Below are 24,081 nucleotides of genomic sequence, written 5' to 3'. Positions count from 1 at the left end.
AATTTTAACCTGAAGCCTAAAAAATAATATCACATAAGAATCCCCTTTCAAATTAGTCTCCTCTGTATTTCTTTTACAAAACATACAGTTTAACGAATTTAACAACATTTTATCGTGTTTTTAATTATTTTTTTTTATTGAACCTCGTTGACTGTATCGCAATAATATTTATATATTTGTGACCTTAAGCAGATTAACCCACTTATACGGCACATCGACTTACATCAAAAATTAATCAACATTTTGATTGTGAAACACACAAATTTAAAATTTTAGTATTTTTGCACGGCAGCGTTTTACACAACCCTCTAATTGCTATTGATAAAAACTCATTATTATGAAACACTTTTACACTTTATTATTACTCCTTTTAATAGGAAATTTTGGCTTTGGGCAGACCATTATTGCTTACCAAGGTTTTGAACAAAACACATCAGACACCTGGGCTACAACGTTTTCCACCCCAGCATGTACTTCTGGATCTGACCGATGGGATTATTCGGCTGTATTAAATGATATAAACCCTTCGGCAGGATCTCAATTTTGGGGAATTGCAGATTTAAATGGAAATTGTGGAAGTTCATCTGGAGAGAGTATTACATTTAGTGATATTTCCGTTTCTGACTACACTTCTATTTCAATTAAATTCGATTATGAAATAATTGCATTTGATAATGGCGATGATCTCTATTATACAGTTATCTTAGATGGCTTATATCAATCAGAGATTAAATTAGTTGATGGGTCTAGTAATTACTCAACAAACGGATACTTAACTCAAACTCTCAGCATACCAGATGGAACTAATTCAGTAGGTTTAGAAATCAGAGTTACTCAAAACGGAGGTGATTATGCTGGTTTAGACAATTTCATGCTTGAAGGTATTGCTGCCCCCACTTGTACAGCCCCAACAACGGCAGCAACGACATTTTCCGCATCTAGTGTCACAACGAACTCATCAACCTTATCATGGACACGTGGCAATGGTGACAATGTAATTGTAATTATGAAAGCAGGTGCCACCGTTGATTTTACACCTATAAGTGGAACTGACTATACTGATGAAGCAGCATTTGCATCTGGAACAGAATTAGGAACCGGAAACTATGTGGTTTATAATGGCTCTGGAACATCAGTAGACGTTACTGGATTAACTCAAAATGAAACGTATCATGTTGCTGTTTACGAATATAATGATACAGACACGTGTTATATGAGCACAGCTTTAATTGGTGATTTCGATACCCTTGCTAGTACTAAAGTACAATTTAGCTCAACATCTGCTTCTGTCCCTGAAAGTGCAGGTACTTATGATTTAGTTATAGAAATTGCCAATGAAGATATTGCCGCAACAACATTTGATGTGGTATTAACTTCAGGTGATGCTGTCGATATAGATTCTTACACGACACAATCTGAAACGTTTCCAGGAAGTTCAACTACAGATGTAACAGTTACTATTACAGTCACTGATGATGCTATTATAGAACCTGATGAAGTGTTTACATTTGAAATTCAAAATGTCGCTGGAGGAAATAGTGCCGCTGTTGGTACAAACAACGCTTTTGATTTAACGATAACAAATAATGATTTCCCAACAACTGTAGAATTTGTATCAAGCTTCGCCTCTGTTTCAGAAGATGTTGGTACTTATGGTTTAGAATTTACAATTATTAACGAAGTTGCCACTGCAACAAGTTTTGATGTGGTTCTTATTGGTGGTGACGGAGATGCTGCTGATATTAATGGTTACACAACTCAAACTGTAACATTTCTTAGTGGATCTGCAATAAATCAAATTGTTACCTTAACCGTTACCGATGACGCTCTTCTTGAAGCTAATGAGACTTTAACTTTTGAAATACAAAGTATAATTGGTGGCAGCAGTGCTGTCTCAGGTTCAAACAGTACATTCACACTTACTATTACAAATAATGATGTGGCACCACCAATTACACTACCATATAATGAAGATTTCTCTAATTGTGGTACAGCAGAGTGGACTCCTTTTGACGAAGCAGGAAATGATGAATGGATTTGTTCTGGAGGTGAATATGCAATAAACGGATTCCCTGGCTCAGATGATACAGATTGGTTAATCTCAAATTTCTCCATCGATTTTGACACTTACGAGTCAGTAAACATTGATGTTACGACCCGAGAACGTTATGGAAACGCAACTAATACACCAGGTGAATTTGAATTACTATACTCAACAGATTATACAGGCGGAGATCCTACCACAGCTACTTGGACCGCACTTAGCTTTGATCCGAATAACACTTCTTCTAGTGGAAGTTTATCTACTGCTTCTGTTACTTCTGTAGATGCATCAAGCATTACAGGTACAGCTTATTTAGCTTTTAAATATGATATGAACTTTGGTGGTGGTGCAGAAGACTGGCGCTTACAAAATATTGATATCTATAATGCTTTAGATATAGATACTGAAGTATTCGCACCTTCCACTCAAATCGAATTATTAACACCAATTATAGCTGCTGATGTCACTACGAGTGGTACTGCCGAAGATGCTTTTGGATTTGTTATACAAGATCAAGGTACAGCTGATAATGCACCAACAAATGTAACTACCATGCGTTTTGTGCCAGGCCCAAACAACACGGCAGATTGGACTGACCATATACAAGGTATCACGTTATATGATGACAACTTAATTGATTATACTCCTACTACTACCATTACAGACTCAGAGATTATTTTGGAATTTGATATACCTATCAGCATTACAGACGGAGCGTCTTTAGAATTTGTTTTAGGAATTTACTTAAATACAACAGATATTGTTGACGGAAGTATCATTCAGTTACAAATAGAAGAAAGTGCTAGTGGATTTGAAACCGATTTAACGGGTTCAGGTCTTGCTGATCCGTTCCTTTTAGGAGACGTCGTTGGTAATAATATAACTATAGATGTGGATGCAACAGCACTTGTGTTTTCAGAACAAGCATCAGATACAGAATTGAATGCCATAATGAGCCCTGCTGTAACGGTTTCTGGTGTAGATGCCAATGGCAACTTAGATATAGATTATAATTTAGATGTAGACATTACGTCGACAGGCACATTAACCGGTTCGCCAGTAACTGAAACTGCCATAGATGGTATAGCGACATTTTCATCACTTGCACATACCGTAGTTGGTTCTGGTTTAGTATTAACTGCTGCTGATGATGTTTATCCGAACATAACCAGTACTTCTTTTAATATAACAGCTCCATCTTTTGGTGCCACTGATTTATTCTTTTCTGAATATGTTGAAGGTAGTAATATAGGCAATAATAAATATTTAGAAATATATAATGGCACAGGTACTATCATCACGTTGTCCGACTATTCTGTTGAATTGTATTCAGATGGTAGCTCATCTCCTACTCAAACTGAAAATTTCACTGATAATGTTTTCCCAGCATCGCTTGCTAACGGTGATGTCATTGTTTTACAAGCGCAAAATACCTCACAATTCAATGGGACGGCGTATAATTCTAATGTTTGTTTTTTTAATGGAAACGACACGGTTGTGCTTAAAAAGAATGGTGTTGTTATAGACATTATTGGTAATATCGGTTGCGACCCAGGAGACGCTTTTACTGCTACGGGAGGTTACAGTACAGAAAATCAAACGATTGTTAGAAATACTGCTGTTTGTGAAGGTGTGTCAATAGACCCTTCTGGATGCGGATCTACAAGTTTTACCACTTTAGCTACTGAATGGACGACCTTAGGTACAGATGACTTTTCTAACCTTGGTTCTCATACGTCTAATTGTGTAACGACTCCGCTAAACTATGTTTACAATACTCTCGGTGGTTGGACACCAGCCGATCCAAGTGGGATTGCACGAGTAATAGATAATATTACTATAGAGACTGGTACTACAAGTATTACATCTCCTACTTCAACTAATAATCTGATTATAGAATTTGGCGCCATATTAGATATTGCGAACGCTAATAGTATTATAACTTCAGGCGGTCTAGTTAATAATGGTCTATTAAGGCTTGAATCTACTTCAGAGGAATACCCTAGTTTAATTACTAATGCTGTAAGCGGAGTTGGACTTACAACCTATAGTAGACACGTCAATACAAACGCAAGTAGTGGTGGTAACGATTTAATATCTGCACCACTTACCGGACAACTATTCACAACATTTGCTGCAACTAACTTAAATATTGTAGATAATGGACTTTTAAGTCTCACTGAGTTAAAATATCTTTTTGGACCTTTTGAAAAACCAGCCAACACCTATGTAACGTACGGTGTTGATCCTCTACTTCAATTCGCTACTCTAGATCCTGCTGTTGGTTATAGAGCTGCCTCTACGGATGATGGCAATTTTACCTTTACAGGAACTATAAATACAGGAGAAGTTCCTATTACTATTACAAGTGAAGGCCTAACCTTCCCTGAGTGGAATCTTATTGGTAACCCTTACCCTTCTTATATTAATTTAGCTGAATTTTTAGCAGAAAACAACACGTTATTTACGGATGATAAAGGTGGAGTATACGGTTATAATGGCAACGCTACTGATGGCTGGGAAATTTGGAATCAGGCCTATTCTGATAATAATCCTAATGCACTAATTACTCCAGGACAAGGTTTCTTAGTGGCTTCAAAATTTGCTTCTAGAGAGGTTACATTTACTCCGGCGATGCGCACCATTGGATCTACCGACGATTTTATCGCTGGTAGACAGAATATAGAAACGTCAATTTCTTACTTAAGATTACAAGCTACAAATAGTACAAAAACGTATAATACCGATTTCTACTTTAATGATACAGCCACTTTAGGACTTAATCCTGGTTATGACTCTGGTATTTTTGGTTCTGCCGGTGATTTCTCTTTATACTCACATTTAGTGGAAGATAATACAGGTGTAGCTATGGGAATTCAGACCATAAATAATGCTAGTCTTAATACCGAGGTTTCTATTCCTTTAGGGGTTCATGCTTTACAGGGTCAACAGGTCACTTTTAATATTGCTGAATCTACGTTGCCTAATACAGTATTGGTGTATTTAGAAGATACGGTAACTAACACCTTTACGTTATTAAATTCTGAAGACTATACCCTTACCCCTAACACGGATTTAAGTGGCACAGGACGTTTTTATTTACGTTTTTCAGAGACCACATTATCTACTGCATCTCGTACTTTGAATTCATTACATATTTATAATAACCTTAGTGACAAAACCGTTGTAGTTGCCGGCAAGTTAGAAGATAGCACAACGGCTAAAATTTATGACCTACAAGGACGTATTGTTAGCTCTACTGTTTTAGACAGTGCTACTAATGTTCACACCATAAGTGTAAGCCATTTAAATGCTGGGGTATATATTGTACAATTGGCCAATACTACTCAAAACAAATCTCAGAAAATAATCCTTGATTAATATTAGAGGATATTTCTTATTGACTATTAAAAAAATGCTGTTCATAATTCGAACAGCGTTTTTTTTTGGTTAAACCCCATTAATTTATTACATAGGAAAATAATTAAAATGGTTGTTTCAATAATTTTGAAGTCTAAATTATAAGCTGTAAATTACCTATTTACAATATTATACTATAAATAAACACAAAATTTTGTTTAATCCTTTTTGCATTTTAGGGCATTAAATAAAATAATTTATTATTTTTGAACACAAAATATAGGGCAAAAGCCATGAAGAAAGAAAACCATACAGATAAAATCACTCGTAAAGAAGCTATTCAAAAAATGGGTAAGTATGCTGCAATGACTGCGGTAGGGACCTTTGTGATTTTAAATCCTCTTAAAGCACAGACATCATCACCACCAAGTCCAGGAGGGGACCCTTTTAGTTAATTTTCTATTTTAATTTTGTATAATAACCTAGCACCTACTTATAAACATCGGATTGGTGACTATTGGGCATTGTGGTATGCTGTATCTAATAGTTATAGTATTATAGACCACGAATTCAATTTACTTCTAGAAGCCTATCTGCACTCAGCAACGAAAAGCGATTTTTTAAATACTATATCTGATACCTTCACAGTTTCCGAATGTAATGGCATTATCGATTCACTTTTCAACTATTTAAGCGACTGCAACAAACCTTACAATCCAACCGAATTTCCGTCAACCGCTTTAGACACTTCTTTTAGACATATTACAAAGACTTATAGTTTTGGTGGTAAAACTATTGAGATCAATTACGATTCCGAATTGGTTTTAAAAACCATTCACCCAGCATTAGCTCATTTTTGTATTAATACTCATTCTAATACAACCTTAGCTACTTTTGATGTCTATTTAAATAATGATGATCTCTTCTTGTTTAAAGACCAAAAACTCATTTCTCAAGTTTCTAAATATAATTACCATCATATTCAAGGTAAGTTTATAATGCATTTGCTTTGCACTATACATGGCAAGGAGGAACACGATTGGATTGGTACTTTGCATGGCTCTACTATTACCGACGGTAACACGTCGCTTATTTTTGTAGGTGAATCTGGACGAGGTAAAAGTACATTAAGTGCTTTATTAACCACCAATACGTTTCATTTACTAGCAGATGATGTGTCACCATTGCTCGCTGAAGACCAACATATTTATTACAACCCATCGGCAATTTCTATAAAAGCAGGGGCCTTTAACTTGCTTCAACCCTTAGTCTCTAATTTTGACAAGTTACCTATAGTAGAATTTAATAAATCTAAAGGAAAATTAAAATACATCCCTTCTTTAAAGCCTAAAGAAGACCATTACCCTTGCAAAGCTATTATATTAGTGGACTATCAACCCAACGCTGCAACACAATTAGAACACTTATCCGTTAAAACTATTTTAGAAACTATAATTCCAGATTCTTGGTTATCACCCGATCCAGAGCACGCACAACAATTTTTAGATTGGCTCTCAGCATTACAATTTCACAAATTAACTTATAGCGATACTGAAAGTGTCACTGATGAAATTTCGGAATTATTTCAACAACTAAAATAAAGACTATAATAGTTTATATTAGTAGCTCATTGCGTGTCTTATGAATAACTTCGCTATCACCTATCAACATATTGCAGATATCTTAAGTTTTGAAGTTTCGGCTTCTCAATTAGAACAAACACTTAGTGATCCCTCTTTTGATTGGGACGATATTGTACAAGAAGGAAGCAAACATTTTGTAATACCAGCTATTTACTGTCGGCTAAAAGCCAAACAGCTCTTACATGTACTGCCTGAAGACTTAATTAGCTATTTGGAATATGTGACTGATGAAAATCGTAAAAGAAATGAAATTATATTAATCCAAACACAAGCCATTTCACAACTTCTCAATGCTCATAAGATTGAGCACGTCTTTCTTAAAGGAACGGCCCTATTACTTTCAGGTTGTTTTAATGATTTGGCCGAGCGTATGCTTGGTGATATAGATCTTATTGTAAATGCACAACAAATAAATGAGGCCTACACATTATTATGTGACAATGGGTATATCCCTTACCAACAAACCTTGGGTCACCAGTTTTTTGAACACAAACACTTGCCACGATTAGAAACCGAAGTGTCCTCTACTAGAATTGCCGCTGTTGAAGTGCATAGCAAGTTATTTGTGAACTATAATTACGACAATCTCAATAATATTTTAAGAGATAAACGGCAGCATAACACCACAAATATTCCGTCTCAAGAGCATCTTTTGATGCATACTATACTGAATTTTCAAATTAACGATCAAGGGGCACTTTATAATAGTATTAGTTTTAGACCTGCTTACGATGCCATAGTCCTTCTACAAAACTATTCGGGATCGAAACCCTGGTATGCCCTTCCTATTATAAAAAATTTCTTTAGATATACAGGACTATTTTTTAAAGATATTACTACTGCAACCCATATAAAGCCCAACATTTTTAATCATTTCTATTTATTTAAATTACAACATATTCGGTTTTATAAATGTTGGAACTATCTATTAAACCTTGGTCATTTAATACCCATATTACTAAAGCGTGGTTGGCTTTTTATTTCCAATAGCGCCTACCGCAAGGCGATTATTAGGGATCGGCACAGAATTTTGGCACATTTTCGACAAAATATTAACTTCTTTTAATTTTTTTTGATTATTATTATAAAACTTTACTTCATTATTTGTTTTATAGTCAGTAAAGTTTAACTTTGAGCAAAATTATTTTAGCATGAAAAGATTAATTTTAATAGTACTATTAGTATCGTTTAGCTTATCTTCGTTTGCCCAACGCGAGGCGAAGGATTGGTATTTAAACATTGGTGTTAACGCTATTAATAGTTTAGGATCTCAATCCCCAATTTATCATCCTGATGAATGGGCTTTTGAATTTCCAATTAGCGCTGCTGTAGAATACAATTGGAATGAACAATTCTCAATAGAGCAATCTATTACGTTTAATGGTTTTAATGAATCAAATAAAATTGACGGTGTTAATTTAGATCAAGATTACAATTATATTTCTTTAGATACCAACGTAAAATATTATCTTGGTGAGTACATTTTTGGAAGAAATTTACATTGGCTTGATTTTTATGCTAGTGCGGGTGTTGGTTTTTATCACATTGACGAAACCAATATTTCTGCCAATCTTGGCGGTGGCTTATTAGTGTGGTTAAACAGCGCACAAACTTTTGGTTTAAAAGGTCAACTTACTGGTAAATTTGCGTTTGACCATCCAGATAGTGGTTTTGATAATAACCATTACCAATACCATTTACAAGCTGTTTTTAAATTGTAATTACACGCTCTAAAATATAAAAGGTTCACAATTTAATTGTGAACCTTTTTTTTTGGAATAATAAATAATAAACTAGTTCTCTTTTAACAAATTATCGAAGTAATTAATGGTGTGTCTCAGTCCTTCTTTCAACTGAATTTTTGGCTCCCAACCTCCTAATTCTTTTTTGGCTAAACTGATATCTGGTTGGCGCTGCAAGGGGTCGTCCTCTGGCAATGGAAGAAATGTTATTTTTGATTTAGACCCAATTAGGTCTATCACCTCTTTAGCCAGATCTAGCATGGTAAATTCTATAGGGTTTCCTATATTAACGGGACCAATAAAACTATCGTTACTATGCATCATTCTGTGCGTGCCCTCTATTAAATCATCTACATACTGAAAACTTCTTGTTTGTGTACCATCTCCAAAAATAGTGATATCATCTCCTTGTAGGGCTTGCATAATAAAATTTGACACTACACGTCCATCTTGAGGATGCATTCTAGGTCCATAGGTATTAAATATTCGAATGATTTTAATCTTAACATTATTCTGGTTATGGTAATCCATAAACAACGTTTCTGCGCAGCGCTTACCTTCGTCATAACAAGATCGCAATCCAATAGGGTTGACGTTCCCCCAGTAACTTTCTGGTTGTGGATGAACCGTTGGGTCTCCATACACTTCGCTAGTAGAAGCCTGTAATATTTTGGCACCGACACGTTTTGCTAAACCCAACATATTGATAGCTCCCATTACGGACGTTTTAACCGTTTTTATAGGGTTATGTTGGTAGTGAATAGGTGATGCCGGACAGGCTAAATTATAGATTTCATCGACCTCAACCATATAAGGATTGGTGATATCGTGACGCACCAATTCAAAATAATGATGATCCATTAAATGCTCTATATTCTTTTTAGAACCGGTGAAGTAATTATCTAAACAAATCACTTCATTGCCTTCATTTAACAAGCGGTCACAAAGGTGTGACCCTACAAACCCTGCACCTCCAGTTACCAATATTCTTTTCATGTATTTACTTTTTCTAAGGTTTAAAAATAAGGTTTATTTTAACTAGTGACTAGTAACCTGCAAATTTAAAATTTAACATCTGTCGCATATATTTATAGAGTTGTGGAAATTGCATTTTAAACTCTGCAGGCGTCTCTATGAAATTTTCTAATAAGACGGCGAAAAATTCGAAATGGTTGGTATAGGCATAGGTTCTGAAATATTTAGAGGCAATTAAGTCTTCCCTAACCGTTTGGTGATTCTGTAAAAATGACATTAAGTTACTAAATCCCTGATTAAATATGGTACTGCTTATGTCATTACTTATCGCTGCATTGAGATGTATAGCATGACCAAATTCATGGATACCCAGATTAAGATTGTCATTATCTATCTCGTAACCTTGTTTAAAGTCTTTCCAAGAAAACACAATGGCTTTGAGCTGCGGATTTGTTTCTCCTTTATGGTACACTTCGTTTATTTCTGAATAATAATGTTCAGGATACACTATCACAATTTTAATTAGGTCTAAGAGATACTTTCTAAAACCAAAGGTTAACATCACTGCTGTTGCTGCAATTAAAACCTTCATTTGCGTTGTAATAATAAGGTCTTGCTTACCTAAAAATTTAGTGCTATGCATAAAATTAGCTACTCTATGCTCAAACTGATGTTGTTGCTTACTGTTCAGTTTCTTATAAAATGCATGTTCATTTTTTAATATAGAACGTTGTGCGGCATTGAGTTTTTTCAATTTGAAATAACGGTGAACAATTAATGGTCTACTATTACGAGACGCATACGACAATTGAAAAATACGAATCAATCGGTACAAGATAAAAAACCCAATAAGTACGACACCAATGGGAATGATGTAATTAGAAATCAATTCCGATTCCATTTTGTCCTGCTCGGTTTGACATACGTAAATAATAGTCGTAGGTAAATTCATTATTTATATCTTGAGCATTAATTCCAGTATTAAAAAAAAAGCAAGTCTAATTCTAGGATAAAAGTTTATGAATCATGAATTTAAGATGTTGATATGTTGTCTGTTTTAGTAGAATCCAAACGTAATATAGTATAACCAATAATAGCAGAAATAAACGACCCTATAAGAATACCTATTTTAGCCGAATCGATATACTCTGGCGTAGACGCGAACGCTAAACTCGCAATAAAAATGGCCATTGTAAAGCCAATACCCGCTAAAAATGCCACTCCCAAAATCTGTTTGAAACTAATATCGCTTGGTATCTCTATGAGTTTAATTTGCTTAGCAAGCATAACGAGTGACGTAATCCCAATACCTTTTCCTAAAATTAAACAAATGACAATATTAGTGACTAATGCGGTATCTAAATGCTCAGCACCACTTATAAACACACCCGCATTGGCCAATGCAAAAATTGGAATAATAAAGTAAGCCACCCAACCGTGTAAATTGTGCTCTAAATGTTGCAATGGAGATTGAAATTTAGACGACCAATCTTCCAAATCATCAATATGTTGAATTTGTTCTGAAGACAAAATAGGCTTTTGTAAAATACTAGCCTGTTTTATATCGTTATATACAATTTCTAATTGTTCTAGAAAAGTAGACGTATCTATTTTTTGTCTAATGGGCACAGAGAATGCTAACAAAATTCCAGCCACAGTGGGATGTATACCTGCTTTTAAAAATAGGAACCAAATAATTATTCCGAAGAAAAACATTACAAACCTAGAATAGTACCCTCGGAATGAGAAGAAATATAACACGGCCAACATTACTACCGCAATCAAAAGTAACGTCAAATTAATTGTGCCACTATAAAATATGGCTATAACCAATACCGCACCTATATCATCAACAATCGCAAAAGCGGTTAAAAACACTTTAAGGCTTAAGGGTACACGTTTACCTAAAACGTTTAAAATGGCTAATGAAAATGCAATATCCGTTGCCATAGGAATGCCCCAACCTTTTAAAGTATCTGGATTTTGATTCAATACTAAAAAGAACGCTACAGGTACTAACATACCGCCAATAGCACCAACTAACGGAAATGCGATTTTTTTAGGTGTATTGAGTTCGCCTATTAACAATTCTCGTTTTATTTCTAAGCCAATTAGGAAGAAAAATATAGCCATTAACCCATCATTAATCCAAAGAATCAAAGGTTTTTTGAATTCAAAGGTTTCCGTAACAATTCCAATGTCGTACTGCCAAATTTCTCTATAGATATCACCGAATGGCGAATTTGCCCAAACAAGAGCCACAATTGTAGCAAACATTAGAAGGATACCACTAAAACTTTCAATTTTTACGAACTTCTGAAATGGGGTGAGAAATACTCTTTTAATCATAACGGTTGGGTTTTAGCTAAGCAATGTTAAATTTCAAAGATAAGACTTCAATAGATGATCCCTATTTTTTTTGACATTTTAAAGATTTTTTGTTGAAAATACAATCAGTACATTTTGTTTAACATTTAAAAATTAATAGCAAATCGATTGTTGACGCTCTATTGAAATTCATGTATTATTTACAAAGTAAGAAAATTGTCTTAAAAATAATTGGTTTATAATCGCCCCATCATCATTTGAAATTAAAGTAATAGTCTTAATATAGTTTTAAACACTAATGGACACTATAGAAAAGGTGACAATAACTTCACTGATTTTTCCCAAAGATGGCTATATTTCGGCCTCTTTAACCAAACCTCAGCATCTATTTGTTGGGACACTTCTATATCTTTTAGAAAGGCCTCGGTAAGTTGAGCCGCCATTTTCTTACTGTAAACCATAGCATTTACTTCAAAATTAAGATCAAAACTTCGGTAATCCATATTGGCGGATCCTATTATCGCTAAATCATCATCAATTACCATCGTTTTGGCGTGTACAAAGCCTTTATTATATTGGTATATTTTGGCTCCATACTGTAATAACTCTGTGTAATATGAACTAGCAGCAGCATTAACAGTTCTAGAATCTGAAATGCCTGGAACTATAATTTTTACATCCAACCCACTCTGTATGGCAATAATTAACGCATCCATTAAACTTTCACCAGGAATAAAATAAGGACTTGTTATATAAATGCTTTTTTGCGCAGCACTAATCGACTCTAATAATGAATACAGAATAACGGGCTGCATACTGTCTGGACCTGAAGCCGCGATTTGCACTAATTCATTTTCTATAGTGTCTTGTGCCGTATAATCTGGAAAGTAAATTTCAGAATACTCAAAATTAATAGCACTACTAAAATTCCAATCGCACAGAAACAAATATTGCAGGTAAGCCGTCGCCTGACCATTAATCATTACGTGCGTATCCCTCCAATATACATGCGCTTCTTTTTCTAAATCGTTCCGGTATTTATCACTCATATTAATTCCACCAACAAAACCAATAGTACCATCGATAACTATAATTTTTCTATGGTTTCTATAATTGAGGCGGTTGGCAAAGGCATACCATTTTATTTTATAAAAAGGCGCCGTCTGAACACCGGCATCATTTAGTTTTTTAATAAATGTTTTGCCTAGTCCGTGACTTCCAAAATCGTCGTACATAAATCGTACTTCTACACCTTCTTTAGCTTTTTTAATTAATAGATCCGCCACTTGATTTCCGGTGAAATCATTTTCATAAATATAATATTCAAGATGAATATGAGATGTAGCACTTTCTAAAGCCTTCAAGAGTTCTGGAAACTTTTCTTCGCCATTGATAAATAATTTCACATCGTTATTTGCCGTAAGTGGACTACTACCAGAGCGCCGAATATATTCAATTAGGGTTTTATGTTTCTCACCAACTAGTCCTGAATTTTGAATGGCTTCCGAATAGATCTTCATTTTATCGCTAATGCGTATCCGTAGCGGTTCGTCTAGAAACAACTTTTTAGTATATAATTTTCGTTTTCGATAATTAATACCAAATGAAAAGTAAAAAATCATGCCAACAAACGGCACAAACACAATGAATAAAATATAGGCTAATGCCTTGGTACTGCTTCTTGTGTCGTACAACACTCTGAAACAGATTAAGGTCACTAAAAGAATATAGGCAATTTGTATAAGAAGAATCCAATTCATTATATAATGTAAATCATGCTTCGTTAAAATAAGATTTTTATCCTTAAAACCCCTATTTCGATGCCGCTCATCGTAACTTTTTTTTTGAGCTGGTTCTATTTTTAATATCTCGATTATGTTTATCGCTAATTAAAATGATGGAAGCCCATCCTAGTAACTAGATTGTAATTAAAGACTTAACCAAATTAATGCCGATTACCACTAGTAAAATATAGAATTATGTTATAGTCCCATCTTATTCATTAAATTTGCTACGTATTACATTTAAGAAACCAATTACACTATGAAAGTACGTGAGCAGTTTATTATTATCTCTATAATTGTCATTTTAGCCATTATCGGAATTTCGTTGATTTGGCAACCGTTTTTATGGGCGTTTTTATTAGTTGGCCCTTTAATTATTATGGGCGTATTCGATATTATCCAAAAGTCCCATGCCATTAGAAGAAACTTCCCGCTTATTGGTCGTTTTAGATATGTGTTGGAGTCTATTCGACCAGAAATTATGCAATACTTTGTTGAAACTGATACTCAAGGTAGACCGTTAAACCGCATATTGAGATCATTAATTTATCAACGCGCTAAAGGAGTTAATGATACTGAACCCTTTGGTACACAAATGGATCTTTATCGCTCGGGTTACGAGTGGATGGAACACTCCATGTATGCCAAGCACAACCCAAAACATATCAGCGATTTTCCGCGTTTAATCATTGGCGGCAAAGATTGTAAACAACCGTACTCGTCTAGTTTACTAAATATTTCTGCTATGAGTTTCGGATCCTTAAGTGACAATGCGGTATTGGCTTTAAACAAAGGCGCTAAAATGGGGAACTTTGCCCATAATACTGGAGAAGGCGGTATTAGTGATTATCATTTAAAACATGGCGGAGATTTGATATGGCAAGTGGGTACTGGTTATTTTGGATGCCGAAATGATGACGGCACCTTTAACGCAGAAACTTTTAAGAAAAATGCGCTAAGGCCAGAGGTAAAAATGATTGAAATTAAGCTATCTCAAGGAGCAAAACCTGGTCATGGAGGTATTTTACCCGCCTCAAAAAACACAGAAGAAATTGCAAAAATAAGACACATTAAACCAGGGATTGCAGTACATTCTCCACCTTCGCATTCTGCCTTTTCAGATCCTATTCAGTTTATGCATTTTATTAAAAAACTTAGAGACCTTTCTGGTGGGAAACCTGTTGGTTTTAAACTTTGTCTAGGGAGAAAACAAGAATTCATGGATTTTTGTGAGGCCATGATTTTTACAGGAATCCAACCCGACTTTATTTCTGTTGATGGTGGTGAAGGTGGTACTGGTGCAGCACCTGTAGAGTTTTCTAATTCCATAGGCATGCCTTTACGTGAAGGTTTAGTTTTTGTAAATGATACATTAGTTGGTTTTGGACTTCGAAAAGATATTAAGGTGATTGTTGCCGGAAAAATAATTACAGGATTTCATATGGCAAGAGCTTTAGCACTAGGCGCCGACGGTTGCAATAGCGCACGCGCCATGATGCTTTCTATAGGTTGTATACAAGCACTACAGTGTAACACCAATACTTGTCCTGTAGGCGTGGCTACCCAAAACCCTTCTTTAGTCAAAGGTTTAGTTGTTGAAGATAAAGCTCCTAGAGCCTATCGCTATCACGAAGCTACCATTAAAAGCCTTTTAGAACTTTTAGCTGCAGCAGGCCTAAACCATCCGAGCGAAATTACTAGAGCACTCATCAGTAAACGCGTAGGATTATTTGATGTGCAAACCTATCAAGATATCTATCCTCCTATCAAAGAAGGCGTTCTGCTAAATATTGACACCATTCCTGAATCTTATAAGAAATATTTTCAAATGACTCGGCTAATGAAATGATAAAGTACTACTATACTCAATTTAAATAATTGGTTTTATTGCCCCAATCATTTTATGCACAACCTAAAGTAAAGATTTTTTTCAAGTTGTATCTTTGTATACAATCTTAAATCTATAAATTCCATTTTAAAGTTTATCTCAAAACACGTCAAAGAATTATTGGAATTCTTTAAAAGCACCAGTTTTTCAAAAGCTGTTTTAATCGGTGTTGCTGTAACCATACCTATTATTCTGGGCATTGCAACCGACCAATTAGAAATAGGACTGGCCCTATGTTTTGGCGCGTTTTGGTGTTCACCGAGTGATGTTAGCGGTAGTCTAAAACACAAACAGATAGGAATTTTATTCTCCGGACTTTTAGTGGTAGTTATTAGTTTTATTGGCGGCTATCTCGATATTGTAAATTATCTCCTTTTCCCTATTCTGGGAATTCTAACGTTTAGCATTGCCTTTATTTCTATATATGGATTTAGAGCTTCACTCATTAGTTTTTCAGGGTTATTGGCTTTGGTTCTTAGTTTTGCACACATCTTAGAAAATTTAGAAATCTATCAATATGCGTTGCTAGTTGGCGTTGGTAGCTTATGGTATTTATTGTTATCGACCTTATGGTACTACATTAATCCGAAAGCACAAACTGAAGAAACTCTAAACGAAACCTTTGCTCTTACCGCAGATTTTTTAGATCTCCGACGCCAGCTCATTGGCGAACAACCCCATAGGGCATCTCTACAAACGCAACTCATGGTTTTGCAAAGTGAACTGACCGAGCATCATCAAACCTTACGTGAAATTTTTATTTCCTCTCGTAAAAGTTCAGGTAAATCTACTTACCACAATAAACGTTTATTAGTTTTTGTTCAATTAATTGAACTTATGGAAACGGCGATTGCAAATCCAGTAAATTATAATAAAATGGATAAGCTCTTTGAAGCGCATCCGGAGTTTAAAACGGATTTTCAAAAACTGATTTCCGAATTTTCCTATCAACTACGTGTTATTGCTCAGAATTTAAATAAACCCAAACATTTTCCGAATAACAAAACGCTGTCTAAAATTTTTGAAACACTCGAAACTGACCTATTAAAATTCAAAAATGAAAATCATTCTGAAGATTACGAGCGCTATCTTATGCTTCAAAACTTATTGGATTATCAGAAAAAACAGTTTGAAAAATTAAAGAAAATTAAATGGTTATTGGGTAATCCAGATATCGCTACGTCTCAAATTATAACTAAAGACAAGCTAAAACGTTTTATTAATTCTCAAGATTACAATCCGAAATTAATTTTTAGAAATCTCAGTTTTAGATCTACAATTTTTAAGCACTCATTACGCTTAGCCATAATTGTTATGTTGGGATATGGCATTGGGCTATTTTTCGATTTTCAAAATCCCTATTGGATTATTCTCACCATAATTGTGATTATGCGACCCAGTTATGGACTTACCAAAACGAGGTCTAAAGATCGAATTATTGGAACACTTATAGGAGCGGTAATTGCCACCGGTTTGGTATTTTTAATAAGTAATCCTTATGTGTATGGAGCATTAGGCGTCTTATCATTGGTCATTGCCTTTTCGATGGTGCAGAAGAATTATAAAGCGTCGGCAACTTTTATTACGTTGAGTGTCATTTTTATATATTCTATAATAGAACCTGATATCCCCAAGGTTATTCAGTTTAGGGTGCTCGATACACTAATAGGGGCTGCACTTTCTTTTTTAGCCATGCGTTGGTTATTGCCCGCTTGGTCTTATATGGAAATTAGCGATAACTTGAAAGATGCCCTAAAAGCCAATACTGCCTTCTTTAAGTCAATTAGTAGCTATTACAAGAAAAAAGGGGTTGTCCCTACTAGCTTAAAAGTACACCGAAAAGAAGCTTTTTTACAGATGTCTAATTTAAGTTCAGCTTTTCAACGTATGGCGCAAGAACCCGAATCGAAACAAAACTATATAGATGACATCTATGAACTTGTGGTGATTAATCATAGTTTTTTAGCCTCCCTAGCGTCTTTGAGTACTTATATTCAAAATCATAAGACAACGGAAGCTTCTGAAGACTTTAAATTTATAACGGATAAAATCAATACTAATCTAGACCAAATTTGTGTCCAATTAAAACATATGAATTTTGAAGGCTCACCAAATTCTTCAACCTTTAAAACGGCAGATTTTACTTTTCCTGACCACCACTTAAGTAATGATATCACTCAGCTTATAAATAGTGAACGTCGACGCAAAGAAGCACATTTAATTCGAGAACAATTGTATTGGCTGTTTAGTTTGAGTGAGAAGATGCTGAAATTAACTTACAAATTTAATACGTAATTTAAACTAGCGTTTGAGCTCAATTTCAACCCCAGTAATTAAAAATAATTCGTGTCCTATATTTTGGGTATAATCTGCCAAACGGTATTGCAACCCAATTTCAAAACCAGTACTTGATCCAAATTGCCAACCAAACACACTACTTAACCGTTGTTCTAATTCTGGCTTTTGAGTTTTTGCAATTTCAAATAGTGTTTCTGTTTCCGCTTTAATGTAGACGGTATTCTTTTCAACATTATTAAGCGCCCTATTTGAACGGTTTAAAGGAAAGGTCAACCCCAACTCGTAACGCAATCTATATTTAGAAGTTGATGAATAAAAACGTTGCTCAGTTCTAATTTTTTGTTCCATACTGAAAAGGGTTTTATCAATCCCCCATTCAAAAGCTTGTAAAAATCGAAATTCATTTTCTTCCGTAGGTTTAAAATTTTTCTCAAAACGGTATTGTATCCCTACAGCCAGCGATTGATTAGAGTTTAATGCGTATTCAGAAGTATGGGAGAACTCTAAATGTTTAATAGAAAAGTTATAGGTGGCGTCGTTATAAACAAAATTTCTATTTTCTATTCCAAAACTGTGACTGTATTTGGAGGAGATACGGTATTCTAACTTTATTTCAGGTTCAAAGAATAACGTATAGTTTTCTTGAGCTGCCACTGGCAATACAAATACGATGCATACTATTAAAATTTTATAACGCATGGTTGAAAGATAATTAAGAAACCTCAATAAATTTTATAGGACATAAAAAAAGGTTGGATTTTCACCCAACCTTTAAAGTGTCTATTACTGTTGCACAATTTAGTCTTCAATAGAACTCAATACTTTACCATTAGCATCAAAAATCACCTTCATTTCTTTAGTCCAACCTTTTTCAAGTTCAACTTCATAGGTTTTTTTATTTTCCATTTCGGTAACTTCAATACCATCAATTTTATATCCAGCGTAATCATTTTTAATTGCTGTAGAAATCGCAGCTGGTAAATCTCTCTCTGTAACTTCCATTTCAGATTTTACAACATTACCGTCCTTTGTATACCAAATTTCGTGTTCAACTTTTTTCATGTCAAATTCAACCTTGTAATTCATCCCTTCTTTTTCCCATTCTACATCAGATGCTGTTTTATAGGTATTTTGGAAGTTAGTCATTAAATTTGACGGTACTTCGTTCATTTTTAAATCTTGTGCATTCATTGCTATTGTTGCAAAAATGGCTAACGTTGTTATTTTTAAAGTTTTCATAATTTTTGTTTAATTAATTTGACACAAACTAACTGCAGGAATCTGTAAAGAATCGGGAATATGGCCTTATTGAAAGTTAAACTATGTTAAATGAGCAATCTACAATCTATAAACGAATACCAACAAATACCCTAAGGGGCAATTCCCAATTGTTTATAGTTTTATAGTATATTGTTGTAAAAAAGTAACATAAGCCATGAAAATTTTAATCATAGAGGACGAACCACAAATGATGGATAATATGCGACAAACCTTAGAACGTGAGCATTATCAGGTAGAAACAGCATCTGATTTTAAAACGGCTAGCGAAAAATTAGGGGTTTACGACTATGATTGTATTTTACTCGATATTACGTTACCAGACGGGAATGGTTTAGAACTTTTAGAACAAATAAAATCTCAAGGTAACGGTGATGGGGTGATCATTGTCTCGGCCAAAGATTCTTTGGACGATCGTTTAAAAGGTCTTAATTTGGGAGCAGACGATTATTTGCCTAAACCATTTCATAATGCAGAATTAAATGCACGCGTAAAAGCGGTGTTAAGACGATTACATTTTGATGGCCATAACCAAATTGACATTGGCAATATTACAATTCATCCTGAAAACCGCGAAGTTAACATTGAAAATGAACTATTAGAGCTCAATAGAAAAGAATACGATATACTGATGTATTTAATTACCAATAAAAACCGTTTGGTTACAAAATCTGCCTTGGCTGAACATGTTTGGGGCGATCATATAGACCAAACCGATAGTTTTGATTTTATCTATTCGCAAATTAAAAATTTACGTAAAAAATTAAACAAATCAACCATTACTATCGAAGCGGTTTATGGTGTTGGTTATAAATTGAATGTCGATTAATGAAACTTCTCAATCACACCACAAAATACTTATCCCTATTACTTTTGCCTTTAATAACCCTTTGGGCCATTGCTTTTTATTATGCCATGCTCGATGAAATTTATGATAGTTTGGACGATGGTTTAGAAAACCAAAAAATATTATTGCAAAGACGTATCAGTCACAGTCCTTCAATTATTAACAATACGGATTTTAATGGGCATGCCTACACTTTTAGACCCATCTCAAAAAGCGTTTTCGAGAATTTTAAAGAAAGTTATCGCGACACCTTAATGTATATGTACAATGAGGATGATTATGAACCGGTACGGATTTTTGAAAGCACCTTAAAACATGAACAGAATTTTTATAAATTAAAAATAATTACGTCCATGGTTGAGGAGGATGATCTGATTTCTGACATGGTAAAATATCTCATTATTTTGTACGTATTGTTAGTCATTAGCATTTTAATCCTAAACAATATTTTATTAAAAAAAATATGGAAACCCTTCTACTACTCGATTGCTCAACTTAAAAATTTTAAAATTGAGAAAGAAAATAAAATCAAAACCAAACCAAGTTCTATCGATGAATTTATATTATTAAATAAAACCATTACAAAACTGATTAAAAAGTCGAGCGATAGTTACACAGAACAAAAACACTTTATAGAAAATGCTTCACACGAGCTACAAACCCCGTTAGCCATAAGCATTAATAAACTCGAATTATTTATTGAAAACAACTCCTTAAATGAGGACCAAATTAAAGCTTTAGCTTCTGTTTTAGATAATTTAAACCGTTTAACTCGTTTAAACCGGTCCTTGCTTTTGCTTTCTAAAATAGAGAACAAGCAATTTTTAGCCGAAGAAGTGGTGCACTTCTCACAATTGACCTCACAGATTTTGGAGGATTTTGAAGATTTAATTACTCATAAAAGTATATCTGTAAATTTCGATACATCTTCGGATTTAGAGATTACTATGAATAAAGACTTGGCTATCGTTCTACTTACTAATTTTATTAAAAATGCGATTGTGCACGGTAATTCTCATTCAGTAATTCATATACAGACCAAAAGTAAACTGTGGTCAATTACTAATATTGGTCAACCCAACGCATTAGATCAAACTGAGATTTTTGCACGATTTAAAAAAGTGGGTAGTAATAAAAAATCTACCGGTTTAGGTCTTGCCATAAATAAGGCCATCGCCACAAAATATAATTTAGAACTAACTTATAGCTATAATGATGCTCATATTCTTTCTATTCATTTTCCGTAAGAATTAACTTCAATTTAGATTTTGATTTCTGAACTTTAAAAAAGATAAACCAGCATTTGAGTTAAGGCTAAAGCGAAGCTTTTCATCTTGTTTTTCCAAAACGTGTGTTAAGACTTGGATGACACCTAGATCAGCGTTAAAACTATCTTAAAAATTATGAGTGGTTGTGAGATTCCCAATTCTTTTCAGATTTTGATATGATTTTTGAATCAAATTTAAAATAATACTAAACTCAAAAATTTAAAGAAGAAAATGAAAAAATTAGCAATTTTAGCCATGACCATTTTAGCAATTAATTTCACTTCATGTAGTGATGATGACGATGCTGTTTCTATGTCTGAAGTACCCAATGAAGTAACTTTAGCCTTCGAAACACAATTCCCAGAAGCCACAGATGTTGATTATGAAACATTTAATGACCAATACGAAGTCGATTTCGATTTAAATAATGTGGACTATGAGGCCTTATACGATATGGATGGTACTTTAGTAAAATATAAATATGATATATTAGATACCGACGTACCTCAGGAAATTCTAACTGCAATTATTAATGAATATGACGACCGACCTATCGATGACGCTGAAATTTTAGTTATTGACGGTACTAATTATTATCAAATTGAATTGGATAATATCCCTACGGATGACCAAATTTTATTTAATACCGATGGCACGGTAAATACTACTATTGCCTATTGGGATTCATAGGAAATCTGGAATTACAATTTTTAATATCATCCCAATTTATCATAGTAAAATAAGTTATATTGGGATGATTATATTATTATATTAATTTAAAGGCACAACAATTATAAATTTTAACCCATGAAAATATCAAAATCCAACGGCGTAGCTATTATAACCGTTATTTGTGGCATTATATTGTTGTTATTGCAAATTCCTGTAACCAACGCACTCGTCGATAAAAGCAAAAAAATTGATGCTAAATATTCGAAATTTTACGAGATTAAAAACACTTACAAATTACCGGTAATGTTGAATGAAATTAGTGGCGTTACTTGGCTTTCAGATAATACATTTGCATGTATACAAGATGAAGATGGTATCATATTTATTTATAATGTACTCGAAAATAAAATAATTCGTAAAATCAAATTTGCCAATTCAGGTGATTATGAAGGGCTTGCAATTCACGATAATGATGCTTTTGTAATGCGAAGTGACGGCCTTCTTTTTGAGGTAAAAAATTATAAAACTGATAGTCTTTCGGTGACAAAGTTTCAAACGCCTTTTACAACAAGTAATAATATAGAAAGTTTAGTTTACGATAGCCAAAACAATAGATTTCTCACCGCAACTAAAGATGACGATTTGGGTGACAAACATATCAAAGGTATTTATAATATTGATATGGCTACGAAAGATATGGACAGCATACCTGTGATAAATATTAATTTAGAAGATAAGGCTTTTAAAAATTTTAAACATAAGAAAATTGAAAAGACCTTTAATCCTTCTGATATTGCTATTCATCCTAAGACACAAGATATCTACGTTATAGAAGGTAAAAAACCGAAACTCTTAATTTTAAATAGTAAAGGAAAACTCCTAAAGATTCTTGAGTTAGATAAGCGCAAATTTGCGCAACCCGAAGGGATAACCTTCAGTGATGACGGACGTCTGTTTATATCTAATGAAGCCGATAGTGAAAGTGCAAATATTCTTGAATTAACACTAAAATAATGACTAAAAACAACCAAAATGTTTCTAAGAACAAATGGCCCGTTTACATTTCAATAGCTTTATTAGCAGGTATTGTAGCTAGTTACTTTTTAGTCACCGATGTTCAGCAATTTATGGACAATGCGTGGCAAGTCTTAACTAGCGATGACGAACAGCGCATTTCAGAATGGGTTAATGGTTTTGGCTGGCTTGGTCCTGTGGTGCTCATTCTAGCTATGATTGTGCAGATGTTCTTGATTATTATTCCTACCGTCTTGCTCATGGTGGTTTCTATTTTGGCTTATGGTCCTATTTGGGGAAGTCTTATTATTTTAGCTGCTGTATTCTCAGCCTCCACTGTTGGTTATATAATTGGTAATTATTTCGGAAAAAATATTGTTCTAAAATTATTGGGACAAAAGACAGAAGATAAAATAGAATCGTTTATTGATCATTATGGCTTTTGGGCTGTAATTGTAACACGATTAAATCCTTTTTTATCTAATGATGCTATCAGCTTTGTTGGTGGTATGCTTAAAATGGGCTATTGGAGATTTATCGGCGCAACGCTTATCGGCATTTTACCGTTAACCATATTTATAGCCATTGTGGGTGAAAGCACAGAACGCTTAAAATCTGGTTTACTTTGGGGTTCTGTTGTCTGTCTTATTGCTTTTGGTCTGTATGTATATTGGGATAAGCGGAAACGAAAAAAAAATAATTAGCCTCTCATCACTTCGCTCATTTTTCTCTCTCCACTTTATTTACTCAGACTAAAATGAGATTGCTGTGCGAAGTATAAAGTTCATCTCGACCTTCGCTGCAAAATAGTTTAAAAAAACACATCGTAATTTTAAGGAATTGTCACGCATCCCTTAAAGCTCCGCTTTGAAAATTAAAAAGCTGTATTTACAAATTCAAGCGTGATTAGCGCATCAATTAAAAAAAACACATCGTAGTT

18 protein-coding genes are annotated in these 24,081 nt (G+C 34.2%); 12 read left to right on the top strand and 6 right to left on the bottom strand.

Annotation, left to right across the window (positions count from 1 at the left end; all coding sequences use genetic code 11):
• Nucleotides 1-337 precede the first annotated feature (337 nt).
• The 5 genes from QMA06_RS04845 (at nt 338) to QMA06_RS04825 (ending at nt 8,768) form a co-directional block, all read left to right on the top strand.
• Nucleotides 338-5,425, top strand: a complete 5,088-nt coding sequence (locus QMA06_RS04845) for a lamin tail domain-containing protein (RefSeq protein WP_290205721.1) — start codon at nt 338-340, stop codon at nt 5,423-5,425.
• A 272-nt stretch (nt 5,426-5,697) separates the two neighbouring features.
• Nucleotides 5,698-5,859: a hypothetical protein gene (locus tag QMA06_RS04840; protein ID WP_290205720.1), complete on the top strand. Its 162-nt coding sequence runs from the start codon at nt 5,698-5,700 to the stop codon at nt 5,857-5,859.
• 15 nt (nt 5,860-5,874) lie between these two features.
• On the top strand, nt 5,875-7,005 hold the full coding sequence (locus tag QMA06_RS04835) for a hypothetical protein (protein WP_290205719.1): 1,131 nt from the start codon (nt 5,875-5,877) through the stop codon (nt 7,003-7,005).
• A 40-nt stretch (nt 7,006-7,045) separates the two neighbouring features.
• Nucleotides 7,046-8,113: a nucleotidyltransferase family protein gene (locus tag QMA06_RS04830; RefSeq protein WP_290205718.1), complete on the top strand. Its 1,068-nt coding sequence runs from the start codon at nt 7,046-7,048 to the stop codon at nt 8,111-8,113.
• A gap of 85 nt (nt 8,114-8,198) precedes the next feature.
• On the top strand, nt 8,199-8,768 hold the full coding sequence (locus tag QMA06_RS04825) for an outer membrane beta-barrel protein (RefSeq protein WP_290205717.1): 570 nt from the start codon (nt 8,199-8,201) through the stop codon (nt 8,766-8,768).
• A gap of 72 nt (nt 8,769-8,840) precedes the next feature.
• On the opposite strand, the gene QMA06_RS04820 is transcribed toward QMA06_RS04825, so the two are convergent.
• The 4 genes from QMA06_RS04820 to cls form a co-directional block, all read right to left on the bottom strand.
• The gene (locus QMA06_RS04820) at nt 8,841-9,785 is read right to left on the bottom strand and encodes a UDP-glucuronic acid decarboxylase family protein (protein WP_290205716.1); all 945 of its coding nucleotides are present in this window, start codon (nt 9,783-9,785) and stop codon (nt 8,841-8,843) included.
• Between the two features lie 49 nt (nt 9,786-9,834).
• Nucleotides 9,835-10,716: a zinc-dependent peptidase gene (locus tag QMA06_RS04815; protein ID WP_290205715.1), complete on the bottom strand. Its 882-nt coding sequence runs from the start codon at nt 10,714-10,716 to the stop codon at nt 9,835-9,837.
• Between the two features lie 80 nt (nt 10,717-10,796).
• Nucleotides 10,797-12,113 carry a Na+/H+ antiporter NhaA gene (gene nhaA / locus QMA06_RS04810; RefSeq protein WP_290205714.1) on the bottom strand — a complete coding sequence of 439 codons (1,317 nt, stop codon included), beginning with the start codon at nt 12,111-12,113 and terminating at the stop codon, nt 10,797-10,799.
• A gap of 284 nt (nt 12,114-12,397) precedes the next feature.
• On the bottom strand, nt 12,398-13,852 hold the full coding sequence (cls, locus tag QMA06_RS04805; protein ID WP_290205713.1) for a cardiolipin synthase: 1,455 nt from the start codon (nt 13,850-13,852) through the stop codon (nt 12,398-12,400).
• A gap of 283 nt (nt 13,853-14,135) precedes the next feature.
• On the opposite strand from cls, the gene QMA06_RS04800 reads away from it, so the two are divergent.
• A complete protein-coding gene (locus QMA06_RS04800) occupies nt 14,136-15,725 on the top strand; it encodes an FMN-binding glutamate synthase family protein (RefSeq protein WP_290205712.1) in 1,590 nt (529 codons plus the stop codon).
• Nucleotides 15,726-15,884: 159 nt separating this feature from the next.
• Nucleotides 15,885-18,059, top strand: a complete 2,175-nt coding sequence (locus QMA06_RS04795) for an FUSC family protein (protein WP_290205711.1) — start codon at nt 15,885-15,887, stop codon at nt 18,057-18,059.
• A 6-nt stretch (nt 18,060-18,065) separates the two neighbouring features.
• On the opposite strand, the gene QMA06_RS04790 is transcribed toward QMA06_RS04795, so the two are convergent.
• Both QMA06_RS04790 and QMA06_RS04785 read right to left on the bottom strand, forming a co-directional pair.
• Nucleotides 18,066-18,761, bottom strand: a complete 696-nt coding sequence (locus tag QMA06_RS04790; protein WP_290205710.1) for a DUF2490 domain-containing protein — start codon at nt 18,759-18,761, stop codon at nt 18,066-18,068.
• Between the two features lie 99 nt (nt 18,762-18,860).
• The gene (locus QMA06_RS04785; protein WP_290205709.1) at nt 18,861-19,301 is read right to left on the bottom strand and encodes a PepSY-like domain-containing protein; all 441 of its coding nucleotides are present in this window, start codon (nt 19,299-19,301) and stop codon (nt 18,861-18,863) included.
• Nucleotides 19,302-19,497: 196 nt separating this feature from the next.
• Between QMA06_RS04785 and QMA06_RS04780 the strand changes: the two genes are divergently transcribed.
• From QMA06_RS04780 to QMA06_RS04760, 5 genes are all read left to right on the top strand, one after another.
• On the top strand, nt 19,498-20,169 hold the full coding sequence (locus QMA06_RS04780) for a response regulator transcription factor (RefSeq protein ID WP_290205708.1): 672 nt from the start codon (nt 19,498-19,500) through the stop codon (nt 20,167-20,169).
• Nucleotides 20,169-21,434, top strand: a complete 1,266-nt coding sequence (locus QMA06_RS04775) for a sensor histidine kinase (RefSeq protein WP_290205707.1) — start codon at nt 20,169-20,171, stop codon at nt 21,432-21,434. The genes QMA06_RS04780 and QMA06_RS04775 overlap by 1 nt, the downstream gene beginning before the upstream one ends.
• Before the next feature lie 252 nt (nt 21,435-21,686).
• Nucleotides 21,687-22,145 (top strand): PepSY-like domain-containing protein, encoded by a 459-nt coding sequence (locus QMA06_RS04770; RefSeq protein ID WP_290205706.1) that lies wholly within the window; start codon nt 21,687-21,689, stop codon nt 22,143-22,145.
• A gap of 117 nt (nt 22,146-22,262) precedes the next feature.
• A complete protein-coding gene (locus tag QMA06_RS04765) occupies nt 22,263-23,141 on the top strand; it encodes an SdiA-regulated domain-containing protein (protein ID WP_290205705.1) in 879 nt (292 codons plus the stop codon).
• On the top strand, nt 23,141-23,845 hold the full coding sequence (locus QMA06_RS04760; RefSeq protein WP_290205704.1) for a TVP38/TMEM64 family protein: 705 nt from the start codon (nt 23,141-23,143) through the stop codon (nt 23,843-23,845). The genes QMA06_RS04765 and QMA06_RS04760 overlap by 1 nt, the downstream gene beginning before the upstream one ends.
• The last annotated feature ends 236 nt before the right edge of the window (nt 23,846-24,081 follow it).

Source organism: Winogradskyella bathintestinalis (assembly GCF_030407435.1).
Taxonomy (GTDB): Bacteria; Bacteroidota; Bacteroidia; order Flavobacteriales; family Flavobacteriaceae; genus Winogradskyella; species Winogradskyella bathintestinalis.
Note: the sequence above shows the minus strand (reverse complement) of the source record. Positions and strands in the feature narration are given on the sequence as shown.